The organism is Streptomyces sp. NPDC054757 (genome assembly GCF_053612185.1).
Window position 1 is genome coordinate 1 of sequence record NZ_JBSHBW010000003.1, and the last position, 16,317, is coordinate 16,317.

16 protein-coding genes are annotated in these 16,317 nt (G+C 71.3%); 12 read left to right on the forward strand and 4 right to left on the reverse strand.

All coding sequences use genetic code 11. The features are described 5' to 3' along the window. The first annotated feature begins 398 nt into the window (after positions 1 to 398). The 3 genes from ACWGKJ_RS05120 to ACWGKJ_RS05130 all read left to right on the forward strand — a co-directional run bounded on the left by ACWGKJ_RS05120 (position 399) and on the right by ACWGKJ_RS05130 (position 2,781). Complete coding sequence (locus ACWGKJ_RS05120) at positions 399 to 758, forward strand: histidine triad nucleotide-binding protein (protein ID WP_385022921.1); 360 nt, start codon at positions 399 to 401, stop codon at positions 756 to 758. A gap of 5 nt (positions 759 to 763) precedes the next feature. Then, a complete protein-coding gene (locus ACWGKJ_RS05125) occupies positions 764 to 1,681 on the forward strand; it encodes a ribonuclease Z (RefSeq protein ID WP_385022919.1) in 918 nt (305 codons plus the stop codon). A gap of 86 nt (positions 1,682 to 1,767) precedes the next feature. Beyond that, complete coding sequence (locus ACWGKJ_RS05130) at positions 1,768 to 2,781, forward strand: adenosine deaminase (protein WP_385022917.1); 1,014 nt, start codon at positions 1,768 to 1,770, stop codon at positions 2,779 to 2,781. Here ACWGKJ_RS05130 and ACWGKJ_RS05135 read toward each other — a convergent pair. Further along, positions 2,727 to 4,049 (reverse strand): MFS transporter, encoded by a 1,323-nt coding sequence (locus ACWGKJ_RS05135; RefSeq protein ID WP_385022915.1) that lies wholly within the window; start codon positions 4,047 to 4,049, stop codon positions 2,727 to 2,729. The genes ACWGKJ_RS05130 and ACWGKJ_RS05135 overlap by 55 nt on opposite strands. A 626-nt stretch (positions 4,050 to 4,675) precedes the next feature. Here ACWGKJ_RS05135 and ACWGKJ_RS05140 point away from each other — a divergent pair. The 7 genes from ACWGKJ_RS05140 to ACWGKJ_RS05170 all read left to right on the forward strand — a co-directional run bounded on the left by ACWGKJ_RS05140 (position 4,676) and on the right by ACWGKJ_RS05170 (position 11,408). Beyond that, positions 4,676 to 5,608, forward strand: coding sequence for a 5-dehydro-4-deoxyglucarate dehydratase (locus ACWGKJ_RS05140; protein ID WP_385022935.1), 933 nt, complete (start codon positions 4,676 to 4,678; stop codon positions 5,606 to 5,608). Continuing rightward, on the forward strand, positions 5,605 to 6,927 hold the full coding sequence (locus ACWGKJ_RS05145; RefSeq protein ID WP_385022913.1) for a glucarate dehydratase family protein: 1,323 nt from the start codon (positions 5,605 to 5,607) through the stop codon (positions 6,925 to 6,927). The genes ACWGKJ_RS05140 and ACWGKJ_RS05145 overlap by 4 nt, the downstream gene beginning before the upstream one ends. 64 nt (positions 6,928 to 6,991) lie before the next feature. Next, complete coding sequence (locus ACWGKJ_RS05150) at positions 6,992 to 8,083, forward strand: PfkB family carbohydrate kinase (protein ID WP_385022911.1); 1,092 nt, start codon at positions 6,992 to 6,994, stop codon at positions 8,081 to 8,083. Between the two features lie 161 nt (positions 8,084 to 8,244). Continuing rightward, entirely contained in the window at positions 8,245 to 9,243 is a 999-nt protein-coding gene (locus ACWGKJ_RS05155; protein WP_385022909.1) for a PhoH family protein, read from the forward strand. 28 nt (positions 9,244 to 9,271) lie between these two features. Continuing rightward, positions 9,272 to 9,769: an rRNA maturation RNase YbeY gene (gene ybeY, locus ACWGKJ_RS05160; protein ID WP_385022907.1), complete on the forward strand. Its 498-nt coding sequence runs from the start codon at positions 9,272 to 9,274 to the stop codon at positions 9,767 to 9,769. Then, complete coding sequence (locus tag ACWGKJ_RS05165) at positions 9,766 to 11,058, forward strand: hemolysin family protein (RefSeq protein WP_385022905.1); 1,293 nt, start codon at positions 9,766 to 9,768, stop codon at positions 11,056 to 11,058. Before ybeY ends, ACWGKJ_RS05165 begins: the two co-directional genes overlap by 4 nt. Continuing rightward, positions 11,055 to 11,408 carry an MmcQ/YjbR family DNA-binding protein gene (locus tag ACWGKJ_RS05170; RefSeq protein WP_453315670.1) on the forward strand — a complete coding sequence of 118 codons (354 nt, stop codon included), beginning with the start codon at positions 11,055 to 11,057 and terminating at the stop codon, positions 11,406 to 11,408. The genes ACWGKJ_RS05165 and ACWGKJ_RS05170 overlap by 4 nt, the downstream gene beginning before the upstream one ends. 111 nt (positions 11,409 to 11,519) lie before the next feature. Here the strand turns inward: ACWGKJ_RS05170 and ACWGKJ_RS05175 are convergent, their stop codons facing one another. Further along, positions 11,520 to 12,947 carry an MFS transporter gene (locus tag ACWGKJ_RS05175; RefSeq protein WP_385022903.1) on the reverse strand — a complete coding sequence of 476 codons (1,428 nt, stop codon included), beginning with the start codon at positions 12,945 to 12,947 and terminating at the stop codon, positions 11,520 to 11,522. Between the two features lie 208 nt (positions 12,948 to 13,155). Between ACWGKJ_RS05175 and ACWGKJ_RS05180 the strand changes: the two genes are divergently transcribed. Next, the gene (locus ACWGKJ_RS05180; protein WP_385022933.1) at positions 13,156 to 13,977 is read left to right on the forward strand and encodes a helix-turn-helix transcriptional regulator; all 822 of its coding nucleotides are present in this window, start codon (positions 13,156 to 13,158) and stop codon (positions 13,975 to 13,977) included. A 99-nt stretch (positions 13,978 to 14,076) separates the two neighbouring features. Then, positions 14,077 to 14,448, forward strand: coding sequence for a cytidine deaminase (locus tag ACWGKJ_RS05185; RefSeq protein WP_385022931.1), 372 nt, complete (start codon positions 14,077 to 14,079; stop codon positions 14,446 to 14,448). Between the two features lie 74 nt (positions 14,449 to 14,522). Here ACWGKJ_RS05185 and ACWGKJ_RS05190 read toward each other — a convergent pair whose 3' ends face one another. Continuing rightward, the gene (locus ACWGKJ_RS05190; protein WP_385022901.1) at positions 14,523 to 14,861 is read right to left on the reverse strand and encodes a P-II family nitrogen regulator; all 339 of its coding nucleotides are present in this window, start codon (positions 14,859 to 14,861) and stop codon (positions 14,523 to 14,525) included. After that, positions 14,858 to 16,189 (reverse strand): ammonium transporter, encoded by a 1,332-nt coding sequence (locus ACWGKJ_RS05195; RefSeq protein ID WP_385022899.1) that lies wholly within the window; start codon positions 16,187 to 16,189, stop codon positions 14,858 to 14,860. Before ACWGKJ_RS05195 ends, ACWGKJ_RS05190 begins: the two co-directional genes overlap by 4 nt. Positions 16,190 to 16,317 lie beyond the last annotated feature (128 nt).

A 16,317-nucleotide genomic window follows, 5' to 3' on the forward strand; every position in this document is an offset into this window, starting at 1 on the left:
GCCGCCATCCGCGATTGAGTTCTGTGTGGTGGGCTCGTATTTGTGTATAAGACCCCGCCGCGGGGCCGGCGGGGCTGAGGGCCGCGCCCCCGCCCGCGACCGGGCGGGGGCGCGCGGCCTCGGTGGGTACGGCTTCGTGCGTACGGCCCGCGCGGGTACGGCCTCATGCGTGCGGCCCGCGCGGGCTTGGCTTCACGCGTCCCCCGGCATCGTCCCGGGGCGCACGGCCTCACGCGTACTGCCCCACGCGCAACGGCCCCGGGGCAGGCGGCGGCGGACCCCGGTGCGGTCGGGACCAGCCGCACCGCCGATACCGCAGCGGGTGCGGAGTGCCGCGGCGCTAGCATGGCCACCTGCACGATCATCACCGACCGACACCACGACCGAGGAGTCAGCGCATGGCGGGAGAGCCACAGACCGACTGCCTGTTCTGCAAGATCGTCTCGGGGGACATTCCGGCGACCGTGGTCCGGGAGACCGACACCACCGTCGCCTTCCGTGACATAAACCCGCAGGCACCCACGCACGTCCTGGTGATCCCCAAGGTGCACTACCCGGACGCGGCCTCCCTCGCGGCGGCCGAGCCGGGGATCGCCGCCGACGTGCTGCGTGAGGCGGCCGAGGTCGCCGCCGGGGACAAGGTCGACGAGAAGGGGTACCGGATCGTCTTCAACACCGGATCGGGCGCCGGCCAGACCGTCTTCCACGCGCACGCCCATGTGCTGGGCGGCCGCGGGCTCAACTGGCCGCCCGGATAGTTCCGTTGTCCGTACGAGAACTCGTGGTGCTCGGCACCGCCAGCCAGGTCCCGACCCGGCGCCGCAACCACAACGGCTATCTGCTGCGCTGGGACGGACAGGGCATCCTCTTCGACCCCGGCGAGGGGACCCAGCGCCAGATGCTGCACGCCGGGGTCGCGGCGCACGACATCGACCGGATCTGCGTCACGCACTTCCACGGCGACCACTCGCTGGGCCTGGCCGGGGTGATCCAGCGGATCAACCTGGACCAGGTCCCGCACCAGGTCACCGCGCACTACCCGGCGAGCGGGCAGCGCTTCTTCGAGCGGCTGCGGTACTCCACCGCCTACCGCGAGTCCGTCTCCCTGGCCCAGGCCCCGGCCACGGGCGACGGGGGAGTGCTGGCGCGGACCGATGCGTACACCCTGGAGGCGGTCCGGCTCTCGCACCCCGTCGAGTCGTACGGCTACCGGCTGACCGAGCCCGACGGGCGCCGGATGCTCCCGGCGAAGCTCGCCGAGCACGGGGTGTCCGGGCCCGACGTCGGACGGCTCCAGCGGGACGGCGCGCTCGACGGGGTCACCCTCGACCAGGTCAGCGAGGTGCGGCGGGGCCAGCGGTTCGCCTTCGTCATGGACACCCGGCTCTGTGACGGGGTCGGCCGGCTCGCGGACGGCTGCGATCTGCTGGTCATCGAGTCGACCTTCCTGGACGAGGACGCCCGGCTGGCGGCCGACCACGGCCATCTGACCGCCGGGCAGGCGGGCCGGACCGCGCGTGACGCGCGCGTACGGCATCTCGTCCTGACGCACTTCTCGCAGCGGTACCCCGACCCCGCGGAGTTCGGCAGACAGGCGCGCGCCGCGGGCTTCGACGGCGAACTCACCGTCGCCGACGACCTGATGCGCGTACCGGTCCCCACCCGGCACCCCACCGCCTGACCGCCGTATCCACCGCTCCCGCCCCTCTGTCCCCGCGTTCCTGCGTCCCCACGTCCTTCACCCGTCACCGAGCTGAGCGAGTCCCCATGCACCACCTCCCCAAGGCCGAACTCCACCTCCACATCGAAGGCACCCTCGAACCCGAACTCGCCTTCGCGCTCGCCGCGCGCAACGGCGTCGAACTCCCGTACGCGGACACCGAGGCGCTGCGCAAGGCGTACCTCTTCAGCGACCTGCAGTCGTTCCTCGACCTGTACTACGGGCTGATGGCGGTGCTGCGCACCGAGGAGGACTTCGAGGAGCTGACCGACGCCTATCTCGCGCGCGCCGCCGCGCAGGGCGTGCGCCATGCGGAGATCTTCTTCGACCCGCAGGCGCACTCCGCGCGCGGAGTGCCGGTCGGGACCGTCGTCGAGGGGATCTCCCGGGCGCTCGGGCGCAGCGAGGAGCGGCACGGCATCTCCACCCAGCTCATCATGTGCTTCCTGCGCGACGAGTCGGCCGACTCGGCGATGCGCACCCTGGAGGCGGCCAAGCCGTATCTGCACCGGATCGCGGCGGTCGGCCTCGACTCGGCCGAGGTCGGGCACCCGCCGTCGAAGTTCCGCGAGGTGTACGCGGCGGCCGGCGCGCTGGGGCTGCGCAAGGTCGCCCACGCGGGCGAGGAGGGCCCCGCCACCTATGTGCGGGAGGCCCTGGACGTCCTCGGCGTGGAGCGGATCGACCACGGGCTGCGCTCGATGGAGGACCCGGAGCTGGTGGAGCGGCTGGTCAGGGAGCGGGTGCCGCTGACGCTCTGCCCGCTGTCGAACGTACGGCTGCGGGCCGTGGACACCCTGGAGCAGCATCCGCTGCCGCGGATGATGGCCGCGGGGCTGCTCTGCACCGTCAACTCCGACGACCCCGCGTACTTCGGGGGCTACGCGGGCGACACCTTCCACGCCGTGCACGAAGCACTCGGCCTCGGGCACGAGGAACTGCGGACACTGGCCCGCAACTCCTTCCTCGCCGCCTTCCTCGACCACGACGAGGAGCGCAGGGCGCGCTACTTGGCCGAGGTCGACGCGTACGACTTCGACGCCGACCTCGATCTGGGCTGAAAGCCCCCGGGGAGCCGGTACTTGCGGCGCGGTACCGGCTTCACGGCGGTCTCGGCGGCGACTCCGGCCGGGCCCGGCTGTGCGGCGGGGGCCGCCACCCCGCCCTGGGCGTCCGCGACTTCGGCCGCGCCGGGCAGCGGCGCATGTCCTGCGGTGTGCAGCGCCACTCCGGTCAGTGGGACCGCGAGCAGCAGGAGCAGGGCGCACAGCACCGCACCCATCACCGGGAATCCGGTCCGCGCGGCGAGCAGACTGCCGGCGACCGGGCCGCAGGCCACGCCGAGCGACGACGCCGAGCCGACAAACACGGCCCACCGGCCGCGCGGGTCCAGCGAGGCGGCCAGGCCGATCAGATACGACAGGACCACCGGGTAGAAGGTGTTCCAGAGGATCTCGCCCGACGCGAACGAGACCAGTCCGCTCGCCGATGAACTCAGCGCGATACAGGCGGAGATGATCACCGTACCGCCGCCGATCGGCACCGCTCTGCCGAGCCGGGAACCGAGCGCCCCGGCCCCGGCGACGCCGATGAGACCGGCGCCGAGCGAGATCGCGAAGATCGCGCCGACCGCGACTTCGGAGAGCCCCGCCTGGTCCTGGCCGATCCGGCTGCTGACGCCCCAGAGCGAGTTCTGAGCCATGGCCCAGCAGACCACGGCGCCGGCCAGTACCGAGCCTGAGCGCGGATGAGGCATCCGGCCGCGGCCGGTGCCGGTTGCGGGCGGGTGCGGGCGTGGTCTGCCGAGCCGGCCGGTCGCCGGCCAGACGAGGGCGGCGACCAGGGCGACCGCGGCGAACGGCGCCCGGTGGCCGCCGCCGATCTGCGGCAGGACGAGATAGAGGGCGCCGGCTGTCGCCGACACGGTGAGCAGGCCGGTGGACGAGGCCCGGTGGGGGTCGGGCAGGCCCGCGATACCGCCTGCGGCCACCGCGGTCGCCGTACCGGAACCGATGCCGCCGATGGCGGCCCCCACGATGACGAGGGGGAGGTGCGCGGTGGTGGCGGCGGCGCCGAATCCGGCGAGGGTGAGCAGCAGTCCGGCGCGGGCGACCCGCTGCGGGCCGATGCGCTCGACGTGCGAGGCCAGTAAGAGACCGGCGCACGCCGAGCAGAGAAGGAGGACCGAACCGGCGACACCGGCTTCGGCAGGAGAGAGACCAAGACCGGAGCCGAGGCGTCCGACGATGGTCGGGAGGAGGTACGAGGCGAGGTAACCAGCGGTGAACACGGCAATGAGCGGCCATGTGGCGCATGCGCGCGAAGACACGGTGTGTTCCTGACAGAGATATGCCTGTGACCAGGCAGAAGAGTGGGGGGTTGGGGCGTCGTGCCGTTGGCGGGAGCGCATGGCCATATGTGCGGTCACATAGGGATCAACCATGCTTAGTCAACGAAAAGGTGCCCACTCTGTGATCTATAGCACTTTCCGTTTATAGTCACGCAGGCGCGGTCGGCGGCCTGTTTTTTTTGCCTCGGATCAGTCGGGTGCACTGGATGGCGTCCGGGCCGCGATTCCGACCACCTGCCTGGAGTTCACGCGCCGTTACGGCTCATGTGTCGTCGCGGCGATCCCGTGCGGCCCGGTGTGATCGGGAGTGAACCGGCGCAATTAGGTGTGTATCAGCGCTAATTAATGCGCCCCGGCGTGAACCTGTAATGCCTGTCGCGCTTTTGTGCGCTCCCTTGCGCCCCTTCGCGGGTAACTCTCCTCGCGGGCGAAGGGGTGCCCGCATATTGACGCCCCCGGTCCATGTATCTAGTCTCCATTTTCATGCATGGACACCATCTACATATGGAGACATGATGGGGGCAGGGGCAGGGCCGGACAGCGCCGCTGCGCGACCGGAAGCAGGGCTCACCGGGGCGGACCCGCGGACCGCTGAGGCGGACCGGATGGCGGCCCGGGCGGCGGCCCGGCTCCGGGAAGGCATGGCCCGCGGGGTCCTCTCCTTCCCGCTGACCGCCTTCACCGACGACGGCCGGCTCGACATCGACGGATACCGCGCTGCCCTGGACATCCAGCTGGCCGCGGCCCCCGGCGGGGTCTTCCCGGCCTGCGGCACCGGTGAGTTCTTCTCGCTGGACGAGGACGAGTACCGCGCCGTCGTCACCGCCACCGTCGAAGCAGCCGCCGGACGGACGCCCGTCGTCGCGGGCATCGGATACGGCTGGGCGCAGGCCGTCCGCTTCGCCCGGATCGCCGAAGAAGCGGGCGCCGACGCCGCGCTCGTCCTCCCGCACTATCTCGTCGCGGCCCCGCAGGACGGGCTCGTCGCGCAACTGGAACAGATCGCCGCCCGCACCCGGCTGCCCCTCATCGCCTACCAGCGCGGACAGGTCGCCTTCAGCGCCGCTTCCCTGCGCCGAATCGCCGCGATCCCCGGCGTCATCGGGCTCAAGGACGGCCACAGCGACCTCGACCGGCTCCAGCGGCTGACCCTCGCCGCCCCCGACGGTTTCCTCTTCTTCAACGGCGCGTCCACCGCCGAGATCCAGGCCCGCGCCTACGCCACCGTGGGCGTCCCCGCCTACTCGTCCGCCGTCCACGCCTTCGCCCCCGAGATCGCCGGAGCCTTCTTCGCCGCCCTGCACGCCGACGACCGGACCCGCCTGGACGCTCTCCTGCGCGGCTTCTACATCCCGCTCGTCGAACTGCGCGACCGGGTCCCCGGCTACGCCGTCTCGCTGGTCAAGGCCGCCGCCCGGCTGCGCGGCCACCCGGTCGGACCCGTACGCGCACCGCTGACCGGCCCCGGACCCGAGGACCTCGCAGCCCTGGACACCCTGCTGACCGCCGGACTCGACCTCGTAGGAGCCACCCGATGACCCCGACCGCGCACGGACCGGCCCAGCGCAGCACGACCATCGCCGAAGTCCGGCTCACCCCGGTGCTCATAGCGGACCCGCCGCTGCTCAACGTGCACGGCGTGCACCAGCCCTACACCCCGCGCCTCATCGTCGAGATCGTCACCGACGACGGCGTCACCGGCATCGGCGAGACCTACGGCGACACCCGCTACCTGGACATCGCCCGCCCCTACGCGGACCTTCTCCCCGGCCACGCCCTCCACGACCTCAACACCCTCGCGGGACTCGCCCAGCAGGTGGGCGTCGACCGGACGCAGCTGACCGGCGCCGTCGACGTCGGCGGGCTGCGCGGGGTGCAGACCGCCGACAAGCTGCGGCTCTCCGTCTACTCGGCGTTCGAGGTCGCCTGCCTGGACGCACTCGGCAAGATCCGCGGGCTGCCGGTGCACGCCCTGCTCGGCGGCAAAGTGCGGGACACCGTCGAGTACAGCGCCTATCTCTTCTACCGCTGGGCAGCGCACCCCGGCGGCGCGGGCGAGACCGACACCTGGGGCGAGGCGCTCGACCCGGCCGGCATCGTCGCGCAGGCACGGCGCTTCGCCGACGATTACGGCTTCACCTCCTTCAAGCTCAAGGGCGGGGTCTTCCCGCCCGCCGAGGAGATCGCCGCGGTACGGGCGCTCGCCGAGGCGTTCCCCGGCCGGCCGCTGCGCCTGGACCCCAACGGCGGCTGGACACCGGCCACTTCGCTGAAGGTCGCCGCCGAACTCGCCGACGTACTCGAATACCTGGAGGACCCGGCCACCGGCACCGCGGAGATGGCGGAGGTGTCGGCGGGCACCGGCGTCCCCCTCGCCACCAATATGTGCGTCACCACGGTCCCCGAGATCCGCGAGGCGTTCCGCACCGACGCCGTGCAGGTCGTCCTCTCCGACCACCACTACTGGGGCGGACTGCGCGCCACCCGCGAACTGGCCGCGATCTGCCGCGCGTTCGGCGTCGGGCTCTCCATGCACTCCAACACCCATCTCGGCATCAGCCTCGCCGCCATGACCCACGTCGCCGCCACCGTCCCCAACCTGGACTACGCCTGCGACAGCCACTACCCGTGGCAGACCGACGACGTGATCACCACCCGCCATGTCTTCCGCGACGGCCGCCTCCCGGTCGGCGACGCCCCCGGCCTCGGCGTCACACTCGACCGCGACCGGCTCGCCGCACTCCACCGCCGCTGGCTCGACGACGACGGAACCATGCGCGACCGCGACGACGCCGCAGCGATGCGCAAGGCCGACGGGTACCGGGAGTGGACCAGCCCGGATCTGCCACGCTGGTAACGAAGGAGCGGGCCGGCCATCGGGCAGACTGGCCCGATCGCACGGCACAACCGGGGAGCGCGGCGTGGTCCACGACAACCAGAAACTCGACCCGCTGGACGGGCTGCGCGCCCCCCAGGACCCGGCCTGCGACGTCTTCCTCACCGGCACGGTCTTCCTGGACATCATCTTCACCGGCCTCGACAGCGCCCCGGTCCGCGGCACCGAGTCCTGGGCGCGCGGCATGGGTTCGAGCCCCGGCGGAGTGGCCAACATGGCCACCGCACTGGCCCGGCTCGGGCTGCGCACCTCGCTCGCCGCCGCCTTCGGGGACGACCACTACGGCGAGTACTGCTGGGACGCCCTGGAACAGGGCGAGCAGATCGATCTCTCGCGCTCCCACACCGTGCCCGGCTGGCACTCCCCGGTCACCGTCTCCATGGCGTACGAGGGCGAGCGCACCATGGTCTCGCACGGCCACGAGGCCCCCCTGCCGGGAGGCAGCTACCCGAACTGCCCGCCGCGCGCCCGCGCCGCCATCGCCTCGCTGGGGCCGGGCAGCCGCGAGGAGTGGGTGCTGCACGCCGCCGACCGCGGCACCAAGGTCTTCGCGGACGTCGGCTGGGACGAGACCGGGCGCTGGGACCTGGCGGGCCTCACCGACCTGGAGCACTGCGAGGCGTTCCTGCCCAACGCCGAGGAGGCGATGCGCTACACCCGCACCGACTGCCCGCGCGCCGCGGCGCACGCACTCGCCGAGAAGGTCCCGCTGGCCGTCGTGACCCTGGGGGCCGAGGGCGCGTACGCCGTGGACGGATCGACCGGCGAGTCCGCTTCGGTGCCCGCCATCGCGGTCGAGGCGCTGGACCCGACGGGCGCGGGCGACGTCTTCGTCGCGGGCTTCGTCACCGGGACCCTCGCGGGCTGGCCGCTGGCCGACCGGCTGGCCTTCGCGGGCCTCACGGCCGCGCTCTCGGTCCAGGAGTTCGGCGGCTCGCTCTCGGCACCCGGCTGGACCGAGGTCGCCGCCTGGTGGCGGCAGGTGCGGACCTGCCGGGGCCAGGACCGGGCCGCCCTGCGCCGGTACGCCTTCCTTGAGGAACTGCTGCCCGCGGCCGCCCGGTCCTGGCCGCTGCGCAGGGCCGTACCGACGATCGGCTTCCGGGCGCCCCAGTAGCCTTCCGCGCGGCCTCACCCGCGGCCTTCCGTGCACCGGACCCGGACAGCACTTAAAAACCATGGCGTTGTCGGTGCGGCGTCGTAGGCTTGGTGTTCCAGAGGTTGTCGAGCAGCGAGAACCCTGCAACGGGAGGTATGCGCAGGCCCGAGGGCCGGCCCATGACTCAGACACCCACAAACCCGCAGGCGCGCGCCCACATCACGATCCCGGCCGCACACCCCATGGTGATGCTGCTCGGATCGGGCGATTCGCTGCTGCGCGTGATCGAAACGGCGTTCCCGGCGGCCGACATCCACGTCCGGGGCAATGAGATCAGTGCGACGGGAGCGGCGGCGGACGTCGCTCTGATCCAGCGCCTGTTCGACGAGATGATGCTGGTGCTCCGCACCGGGCAGCCGATGACGGAGGACGCTGTGGAACGCTCGATCGCCATGCTCCGGGACAGCGAGGGCGAGCCGGGGGGCGAGACCCCCGCCGAGGTCCTCACCCAGAACATCCTGTCCAGCCGCGGCCGTACGATCCGCCCCAAGACGCTCAACCAGAAGCGCTACGTCGACGCCATCGACAAGAACACCATCGTCTTCGGCATCGGCCCCGCGGGCACCGGCAAGACGTATCTCGCCATGGCCAAGGCGGTCCAGGCCCTGCAGTCCAAGCAGGTCAGCCGGATCATCCTGACCCGGCCCGCGGTCGAGGCGGGCGAACGGCTCGGCTTCCTGCCCGGCACGCTCTTCGACAAGATCGACCCGTATCTGCGCCCGCTGTACGACGCGCTCCACGACATGCTCGACCCGGACTCGATCCCGCGGCTGATGGCGGCGGGCACGATCGAGGTGGCGCCGCTGGCTTATATGCGTGGCCGGACTCTGAATGACGCCTTCATCATCCTCGACGAGGCGCAGAACACCAGCGCCGAGCAGATGAAGATGTTCCTCACCCGCCTCGGCTTCGACTCGAAGATCGTCGTCACCGGTGACGTCACCCAGGTCGACCTGCCGAGCGGCACCAAGAGCGGGCTGCGTCAGGTGCAGGACATCCTGGAGGGCATCGACGACGTGCACTTCTCGCGGCTCGGCACGGAGGATGTCGTCCGGCACAAGCTCGTCGGCCGTATCGTCGACGCGTACGAGAAGCACGACAGCCAGAAACGGCTGTAGGAACAGACCGAAAGAGTCAGCAGGCCCCATGTCGATCGACGTCAACAACGAGTCCGGAACCGAGGTCGACGAGCAGGCGATCCTCGACATCGCCCGTTACGCCCTCACCCGGATGCGGATCCACCCGCTCTCCGAGCTGTCCGTGATCGTGGTGGACACCGAGGCCATGGAGCAGCTGCACATCCAGTGGATGGATCTGCCGGGTCCCACGGATGTCATGTCCTTCCCGATGGACGAGCTGCGTCCGCCGGCCAAGGACGAGGAGGAGCCCCCGCAGGGGCTCCTCGGTGACATCGTGCTCTGCCCCGAGGTCGCCAAACAGCAGGGCGAGGACGCCCCGACGCAGCACTCCATGGACGACGAGCTCCAGCTCCTGACCGTCCACGGGGTGCTGCACCTGCTGGGTTACGACCACGAGGAGCCCGACGAGAAGGCCGAGATGTTCGGTCTGCAGGCCGCGATCGTGGACGGCTGGCGGACGGAGAAGGGGCTCACCGGTCCCTCCCCGGCGCCGACCGTCTCATGACCGCACAGCTGATCGTCGGCGCGGTCGCGCTGGTCGTCGTCGCCTGGCTGGCAGCCTGTGCCGAGACGGGTATCGCCAGGACGTCGAGTTTCCGGGCCGCCGAGGCCGTACGGTCGGGGCGGCGCGGCAGCGAGAAGCTGGCGCAGATCGCCACCGACCCGACCCGCTATCTCAATGTGGCGCTGCTGGTGCGGGTCGCCTGCGAGATGGCCTCCGGGGTCCTCGTCACCTATGTCTGCCTCCAGGAGATCTCCGAGACCTGGCAGGCGCTGGTGGTGGCCATCGCCCTGATGGTGCTGGTGAGTTATGTGGCCGTCGGGGTCTCGCCGCGAACCATCGGCCGCCAGCACCCGCTGAACACGGCGACCGCGGCCGCGTATGTGCTGCTGCCGCTCGCCCGGGTGATGGGCCCGGTGCCGCAGCTGCTGATCCTCATCGGCAACGCTCTGACGCCCGGAAAGGGTTTCCGCAAGGGCCCGTTCGCGTCCGAGGCCGAGCTGCGCGCCATGGTCGACCTCGCCGAGCAGGAGTCGCTGATCGAGGACGACGAGCGCCGGATGGTGCACTCCGTCTTCGAGCTGGGCGACACCCTGGTACGCGAGGTGATGGTGCCGCGCACCGATCTGGTCTGCATCGAACGCTCCAAGACGGTCCGTCAGGCCACCACGCTTGCGCTGCGCTCGGGCTTCTCGCGGATCCCGGTCACCGGGGAGAACGAGGACGACATCGTCGGCATCGTCTACCTCAAGGACCTGGTCAGGAAGACCCACATCAGCCGGGACGCGGAGACCGACCTGGTCTCCACGGCGATGCGTCCCGCCGTCTTCGTGCCCGACACCAAGAACGCCGGTGACCTCCTGCGCGAGATGCAGCAGGACCGCAACCATGTCGCCGTCGTCATCGACGAGTACGGCGGCACGGCCGGCATCGTGACCATCGAGGACATCCTCGAAGAGATCGTCGGCGAGATCACCGACGAGTACGACCGCGAACTGCCGCAGGTCGAGGAGGTGGGCGAGGGCCGCTTCCGGGTCACCGCCCGTCTGGACATCGACGACCTGGGCGAGCTGTACGGCCTGGGCGGGTACGACGACGAGGATGTGGAGACCGTCGGTGGTCTGCTGGCCAAGGCGCTCGGCCGGGTGCCGATCGCGGGGGCGTCCGCCGTCGTCGACCTGCCGGACGGCAGACGGCTGCGGCTCACCGCCGAGTCCCCGGCGGGCCGCCGGAACAAGATCGTGACGGTGCTGGCCGAGCCGGTGGCCGATATGGAGGAGGCGGCGGGATGACACCGCAGGAGCTCAGGGCGTTCTGCCTGGAATTCAACGCCGCGGCCGAGGAGTTCCCGTTCGGTCCGGAGACCTCGGTGTTCAAGGTGTGCGGCAAGGTCTTCGCCCTGAGCCACCTCGAAGGCGACCCGCTGCAGATCTCCCTCAAGTGCGACCCGGACGAAGCGGTCAGGCTGCGCGCCGAGTACGAGGCGGTCGTCCCGGGCTGGCATCTCAACAAGCGCCACTGGAACACGGTGACGGTCGGGCCCCTGCCCGACCGTCTGGTCCATGAGCTCATCGAGGACTCGTACGACCTGGTGGTGGCCGGTCTGCCGAAGGCGGAGCGCCTCCGGCTCGACCGGCCCTGACCGGACGGCGGCCCGATCGCGGCGAGCCCTGCCCGGACTTGCCCGGACGGCAGCCGGATCGCGCCGGCTCCTGCGGGAACCCGACCGCGACAGGCGCTGTCCGGGCCCGGCTCAGAGGGCGCGGGCGCGGTCACGGCTGCTCCGGCGCAGCCCGGCCGCCACCAGCACCGCGGTCCCGACGAGGATCGCAGCCCCGATGCCCAGCACGGTCCGTACCCCGTCGAAGAGGTCGGTCCGAGTGGTGGCCAGCACGCCGAGGAGCGGGATCCCGACGGTGATGCCGACCTGCTGGGTCGTGGTGACAAGACCGGTGGCCAGGCCCTGTTCGGCGTCCGGCACACCCGAGGTGACGGTCAGCCCGTACGAGATGATCGCGCCCAGGTGCGCCATGCTGGCCACCGAGACGGCGACCGTGGCCAGCCAGACCCCCGCATGTGCGCCGAGCCCCAGCATCGTGGCGATGAACAGGCCCTGGGCGAGCAGCGAACCGACCAGCACCCGGCGGGCGCCGAGCCGGCCGATGACCTTCGGTGCGGCCATCCCGGCGGCCACCGACGCCAGTCCCTGGACGCCGAAGACCAGCCCGGTCCTGAAGCTGGACAGGTGCAGGACCTCCTGGAGGTACAGGGTCAGGACGAAGACCACCGTCGACATCATCGAGAAGGTGACGAGCCCGCCCAGGTTGCCCCAGGCCACGGTGGGCCGCCGCAGCATCGGTAGGGACACCAGCGGGGCGGCGGCGCGGGATTCGACCACCACGAAGCCGGCCAGCAGCGCGAGACCCAGGACCAGCGACACCAGGACGTCGGTGTGGCCGAAACCGTGCTGGGCCGCCGTGGACAGGGCGTAGATCACCGCGAGCAGCCCGCCGGTGACGGTGACCGCGCCGGGGATGTCGAGCCGGGGGCGCTCGGGGTGGCGCGACTCGGTGAGCAGCCCCGGTGCCAGGGCGAGCACCACCACCGCGGCGCCGCCCAGCAGTCCCATGGTCGAGCGCCAGCCCAGGGTGTCCGTCATGACACCGCCCAGCACCATCCCGACGGTGAAGCCGAGCGAGAGCAGGGTGCCGCTGATGCCCAGCGCCCGGTCGCGCTGCGGGCCCTCGGGGAAGGTGGTGGTCAGCAGGGACATCCCGGTCGGCACGATGACGGCGGCGCCCAGGCCCTGGAGGGCCCGCCCGGTGAGGAAGACCTCCTGGTTCCAGGCGAAGGTCGCGATCAGCGAGGCCGCGCCGAAGACGGTGAGCCCGGTGAGGAAGAGCCGGCGCCGGCCGAACAGGTCGGCTATCCGGCCGAAGAGCAGCAGAAAGCCGCCGGAGGGCAGTGCGAACGCGGTGACGGCCCACTGCAGCCCGGCCTGGCTCATGCCCAGGTCCCTGCCGAGCGCGGGGAGCGCCACATTCAGTACGGAGAAGTCGAGGGCCACCATGAACTGGGCGGCGCACAGGACGAGGAGGACGAGCCTGGCCCGGCCGGACAGCCGGTCTGCGGCAGGCGGGGCGGGGCTCGGGGTGAGTGTGGGTGAGGTGTCGATCGCCATGGACCGAGCTTCGGGCCGCGGGAACAATCGTGGGGAGCGGGAACTTATGCTGGTGGCCGCACCACCAGGCAGCCGGACAGGGGGAGATGGCGTGTCGAGTCCGATGGAGAGCGGGGCGGATCCGGCCGGGCGCGGGGCGGATCGTGGCGTTGCCGGGCCGAGGCCGGGCACCAAGGCGCACCGCCTCAGTGAGCTGCGGGAGTTCCTGATGAGCCGGCGGGCCAGGATCACTCCGGCGGAGGCGGGCCTGCCCGACGGCGGTGGCCGGCGGCGTACCCCGGGGCTGCGCCGCGAGGAGGTCGCCGTCCTGGCGGGGGTGGGCGTCTCCTGGTACCAGTGGCTCGAACAGGGCCGGGACATCACGGTGTCGCCGCAGGTCCTGGACTCGGTGGGGCGGGTGCTGAAGCTGAGCAGTGTGGAGCGCCGCCATCTCTATGTGCTGGCCGGGCTCAACCCGCCGCCGCAGGAGGTCGATCCGTCCCATGTCGACATGTGCGACGGGCTCAGACGGCTGATCGACGCCTGGATGCCCTTCCCGGCGCACATCATGGACCGCTACTGGAACACGATCATGTACAACGACGCCGCCGCGATGACGCTGGCCATGCGGCCCGGCCTCGTGCAGAACTGTCTGATCGCGTTCTTCACCGACCCCGTCTACCGGGCCCGCGCCAAGCGGTGGGAGTCGGTCGCGCACCAGGTGGTCGCGCAGTTCCGGGCGGCCTGCTCGGAGTGCCCCGACGACGACGGTTTCCAGGCGGTGGTCACCGAGGCGAAGGAGCAGAGCCCCGAGTTCGCCGAGCTGTGGGAGCGCCGTGACATCGCGCCGGGCGGGCAGATCAGCAAGGAGCTTGAGCATCCGGTGGTCGGCACGCTCTTCGTCGAGTCCACCCAGCTGAGGGTTCCGGCCCGGCCCGATCTGGCGATCGTGCTGCACACCCCGCTGCCCGACACGGGGACGGAGGCCAAGCTCCAGTGGCTGGCGTCTCCGGAGGGCCGCAGGGGCTCGATGTACCCGGTCGCCAACTGACCCGCCCCGGCTCTTTATGCTCTGCCCATGAGCGACGACGCAGCACGCAGCGCAGACAGCGGTACGGGCACCGGCACGGGTACGGGCTCCGGTACGGGCATGGGTACGGACGGTACGGCGGCCGGGGTTCCGGTCCCGGATGCCGAGGACCGCAAGATCATCACGCTGGCGCGCAGCGCTCGGGCCCGTAACGGGGTCTCCGAGGGCGCGGCCGTACGGGACGAGACCGGGCGTACGTATGTGGCGGGCACCGTCGAGCTGGACTCGCTGAAACTCTCGGCGCTGCGGACCGCCGTCGCGATGGCGGTGGCGAGCGGGGCGCGGTCGCTGGAGGCCGCCGCGGTGGTCAGCGCGGCGGGAGAGGTGCCCGACGAGGACCGTGCGGCCGTACGGGACCTGGGCGGAGCCGGGACGCCGGTCCTGCTGGCGGGCCCGGACGGCGCACTGCGGACGACGGTCGCGGCGGGTTGACGGGGGTCAATGGCCCCTAACAGCAGGGGCGTTGACAGGCCAGTAAGGGGGGCTTCGGCAGCGACTGCGAGAGTTCAGAGCGCGTCCGGGCCGCGCTCGTCCGTCCTGACGCGTACGACCGTCTCCACCGGCACGGCCCAGACCTTGCCGTCACCGATCTTGCCGGTGTGGGCGGCCCGTACCACCGCGTCGATGACCGCCTCGCTCTCCGCGTCGTCCACGACCACCTCGATCCGGACCTTGGGGACGAGGTCGATGCGGTACTCGGCGCCCCGGTAGACCTCGGTGTGGCCGCGCTGTCTGCCGTATCCGCTCGCCTCGGTGACCGTCAGGCCGTTGACCCCGAGTTCCTGGAGGGCCGTCTTGACGTCGTCGAGCTTGTGCGGCTTGACGACCGCGGTGATCAGCTTCATGGCTTGGCCTTCTGCAGGGCGGAGGCGGAGAGCGGGGCTCCGTGGCCCAGCACGCCGTGATCGTAGGCGCTCTCCGCGTGCACCGTCAGATCGAGGCCCTGCTGCTCGTGCTCCTCGTCGGCCCGGAAGCCGGTCAGCCGGTCGATGGCCTTGCCGATGCCGTACGTCACGGCGAACGCGTACACCGCGACCGCCAGCACACCGGCGCTCTGCCGGCCCAGCTGGGCGAACCCGCCGCCGTACAGCAGCCCGCGCGCGCCGCCCGTCATCCCCGAGGTCGCGAACAGCCCGATCAGCAGTGTCCCGACGATCCCGCCCACCAGGTGCACCCCGACGACATCCAGCGAGTCGTCGTAGTTCAGCCGGAACTTCCAGCTGACCGCGTACGAGCAGAGCACCCCGGCCGCGAGTCCGACGGCCAGCGCCCCGATCAGGCCGACCGCACCGCAGGAGGGGGTGATGGCGACCAGCCCGGCCACCGCCCCGGATGCCGCGCCAAGGGTGGTCGGGTGGCCGTCCCGCTTCTGTTCGACGAAGAGCCAGCCGAGCAGACCGGTGCAGCCCGCGGCGAGTGTGTTCAGGAAGGCGGCGGCCGCCAGCCCGTTGGCGCCGAGCGCGGAGCCCGCGTTGAAGCCGAACCAGCCGAACCAGAGCAGCCCCGCACCCATCACCACCATCGGCAGGTTGTGCGGGCGCATCGAGTCCTTCTTGAAGCCGAGCCGCGGCCCGAGCACCAGACAGAGCGCGAGCCCCGAAGCGCCCGAGACGATCTCGACCGGCATCCCGCCCGCGAAGTCCAGCGCCTTGAGATCGCTGAGGATCCAGCCCCCGGGCCCCCACACCCAGTGCGCCACCGGGACGTATACGAGCAGCGCCCACACCGGCACGAAGACCAGCCACGCGCCGAACTTCGCCCGGTCCGCGATGGCCCCGCTGACCAGAGCGGCCGTGATGATCGCGAAAGTGAGCTGGAAGGTGGCGAAGAGCAGCGTCGGCACGGAGCCCCGCACGCTGCCCGGCCCGATTCCGGCCATTCCGGCGTGGCCGAGCCCGCCGATCAGGCCGCCGAGCGTGTCCGGGCCGTAGACCAGCGAGTAGCCCGCGACCAGCCAGACCACGGTGACGAGCGCGATCGATACAAAGCTCATCATCAGCATGTTCAGCACGCTTTTGGTGCGGACCATCCCGCCGTAGAAGAGCGCGAGACCGGGCGTCATCAGCAGCACCAGCGCGGTCGCGGCGAGCAGCCAGGCCGTGTCGCCGGTGTCGATACCGGCGGCCAGGGTGCTCAGTGGTGGCAGGGGTGTCGCAGGCGTCGCATGCGTCACAAGGGGTCACCTCTCCGGTTACGTTCCGGTAGAGGTTCCCGCCTCAGGGTTTCCGGGCGACTGCACCCGTGTTTCGTCCGTATTTCGTGTCGCGGGACGGTTACCGGGAACTCACCGCGGGGCCACCT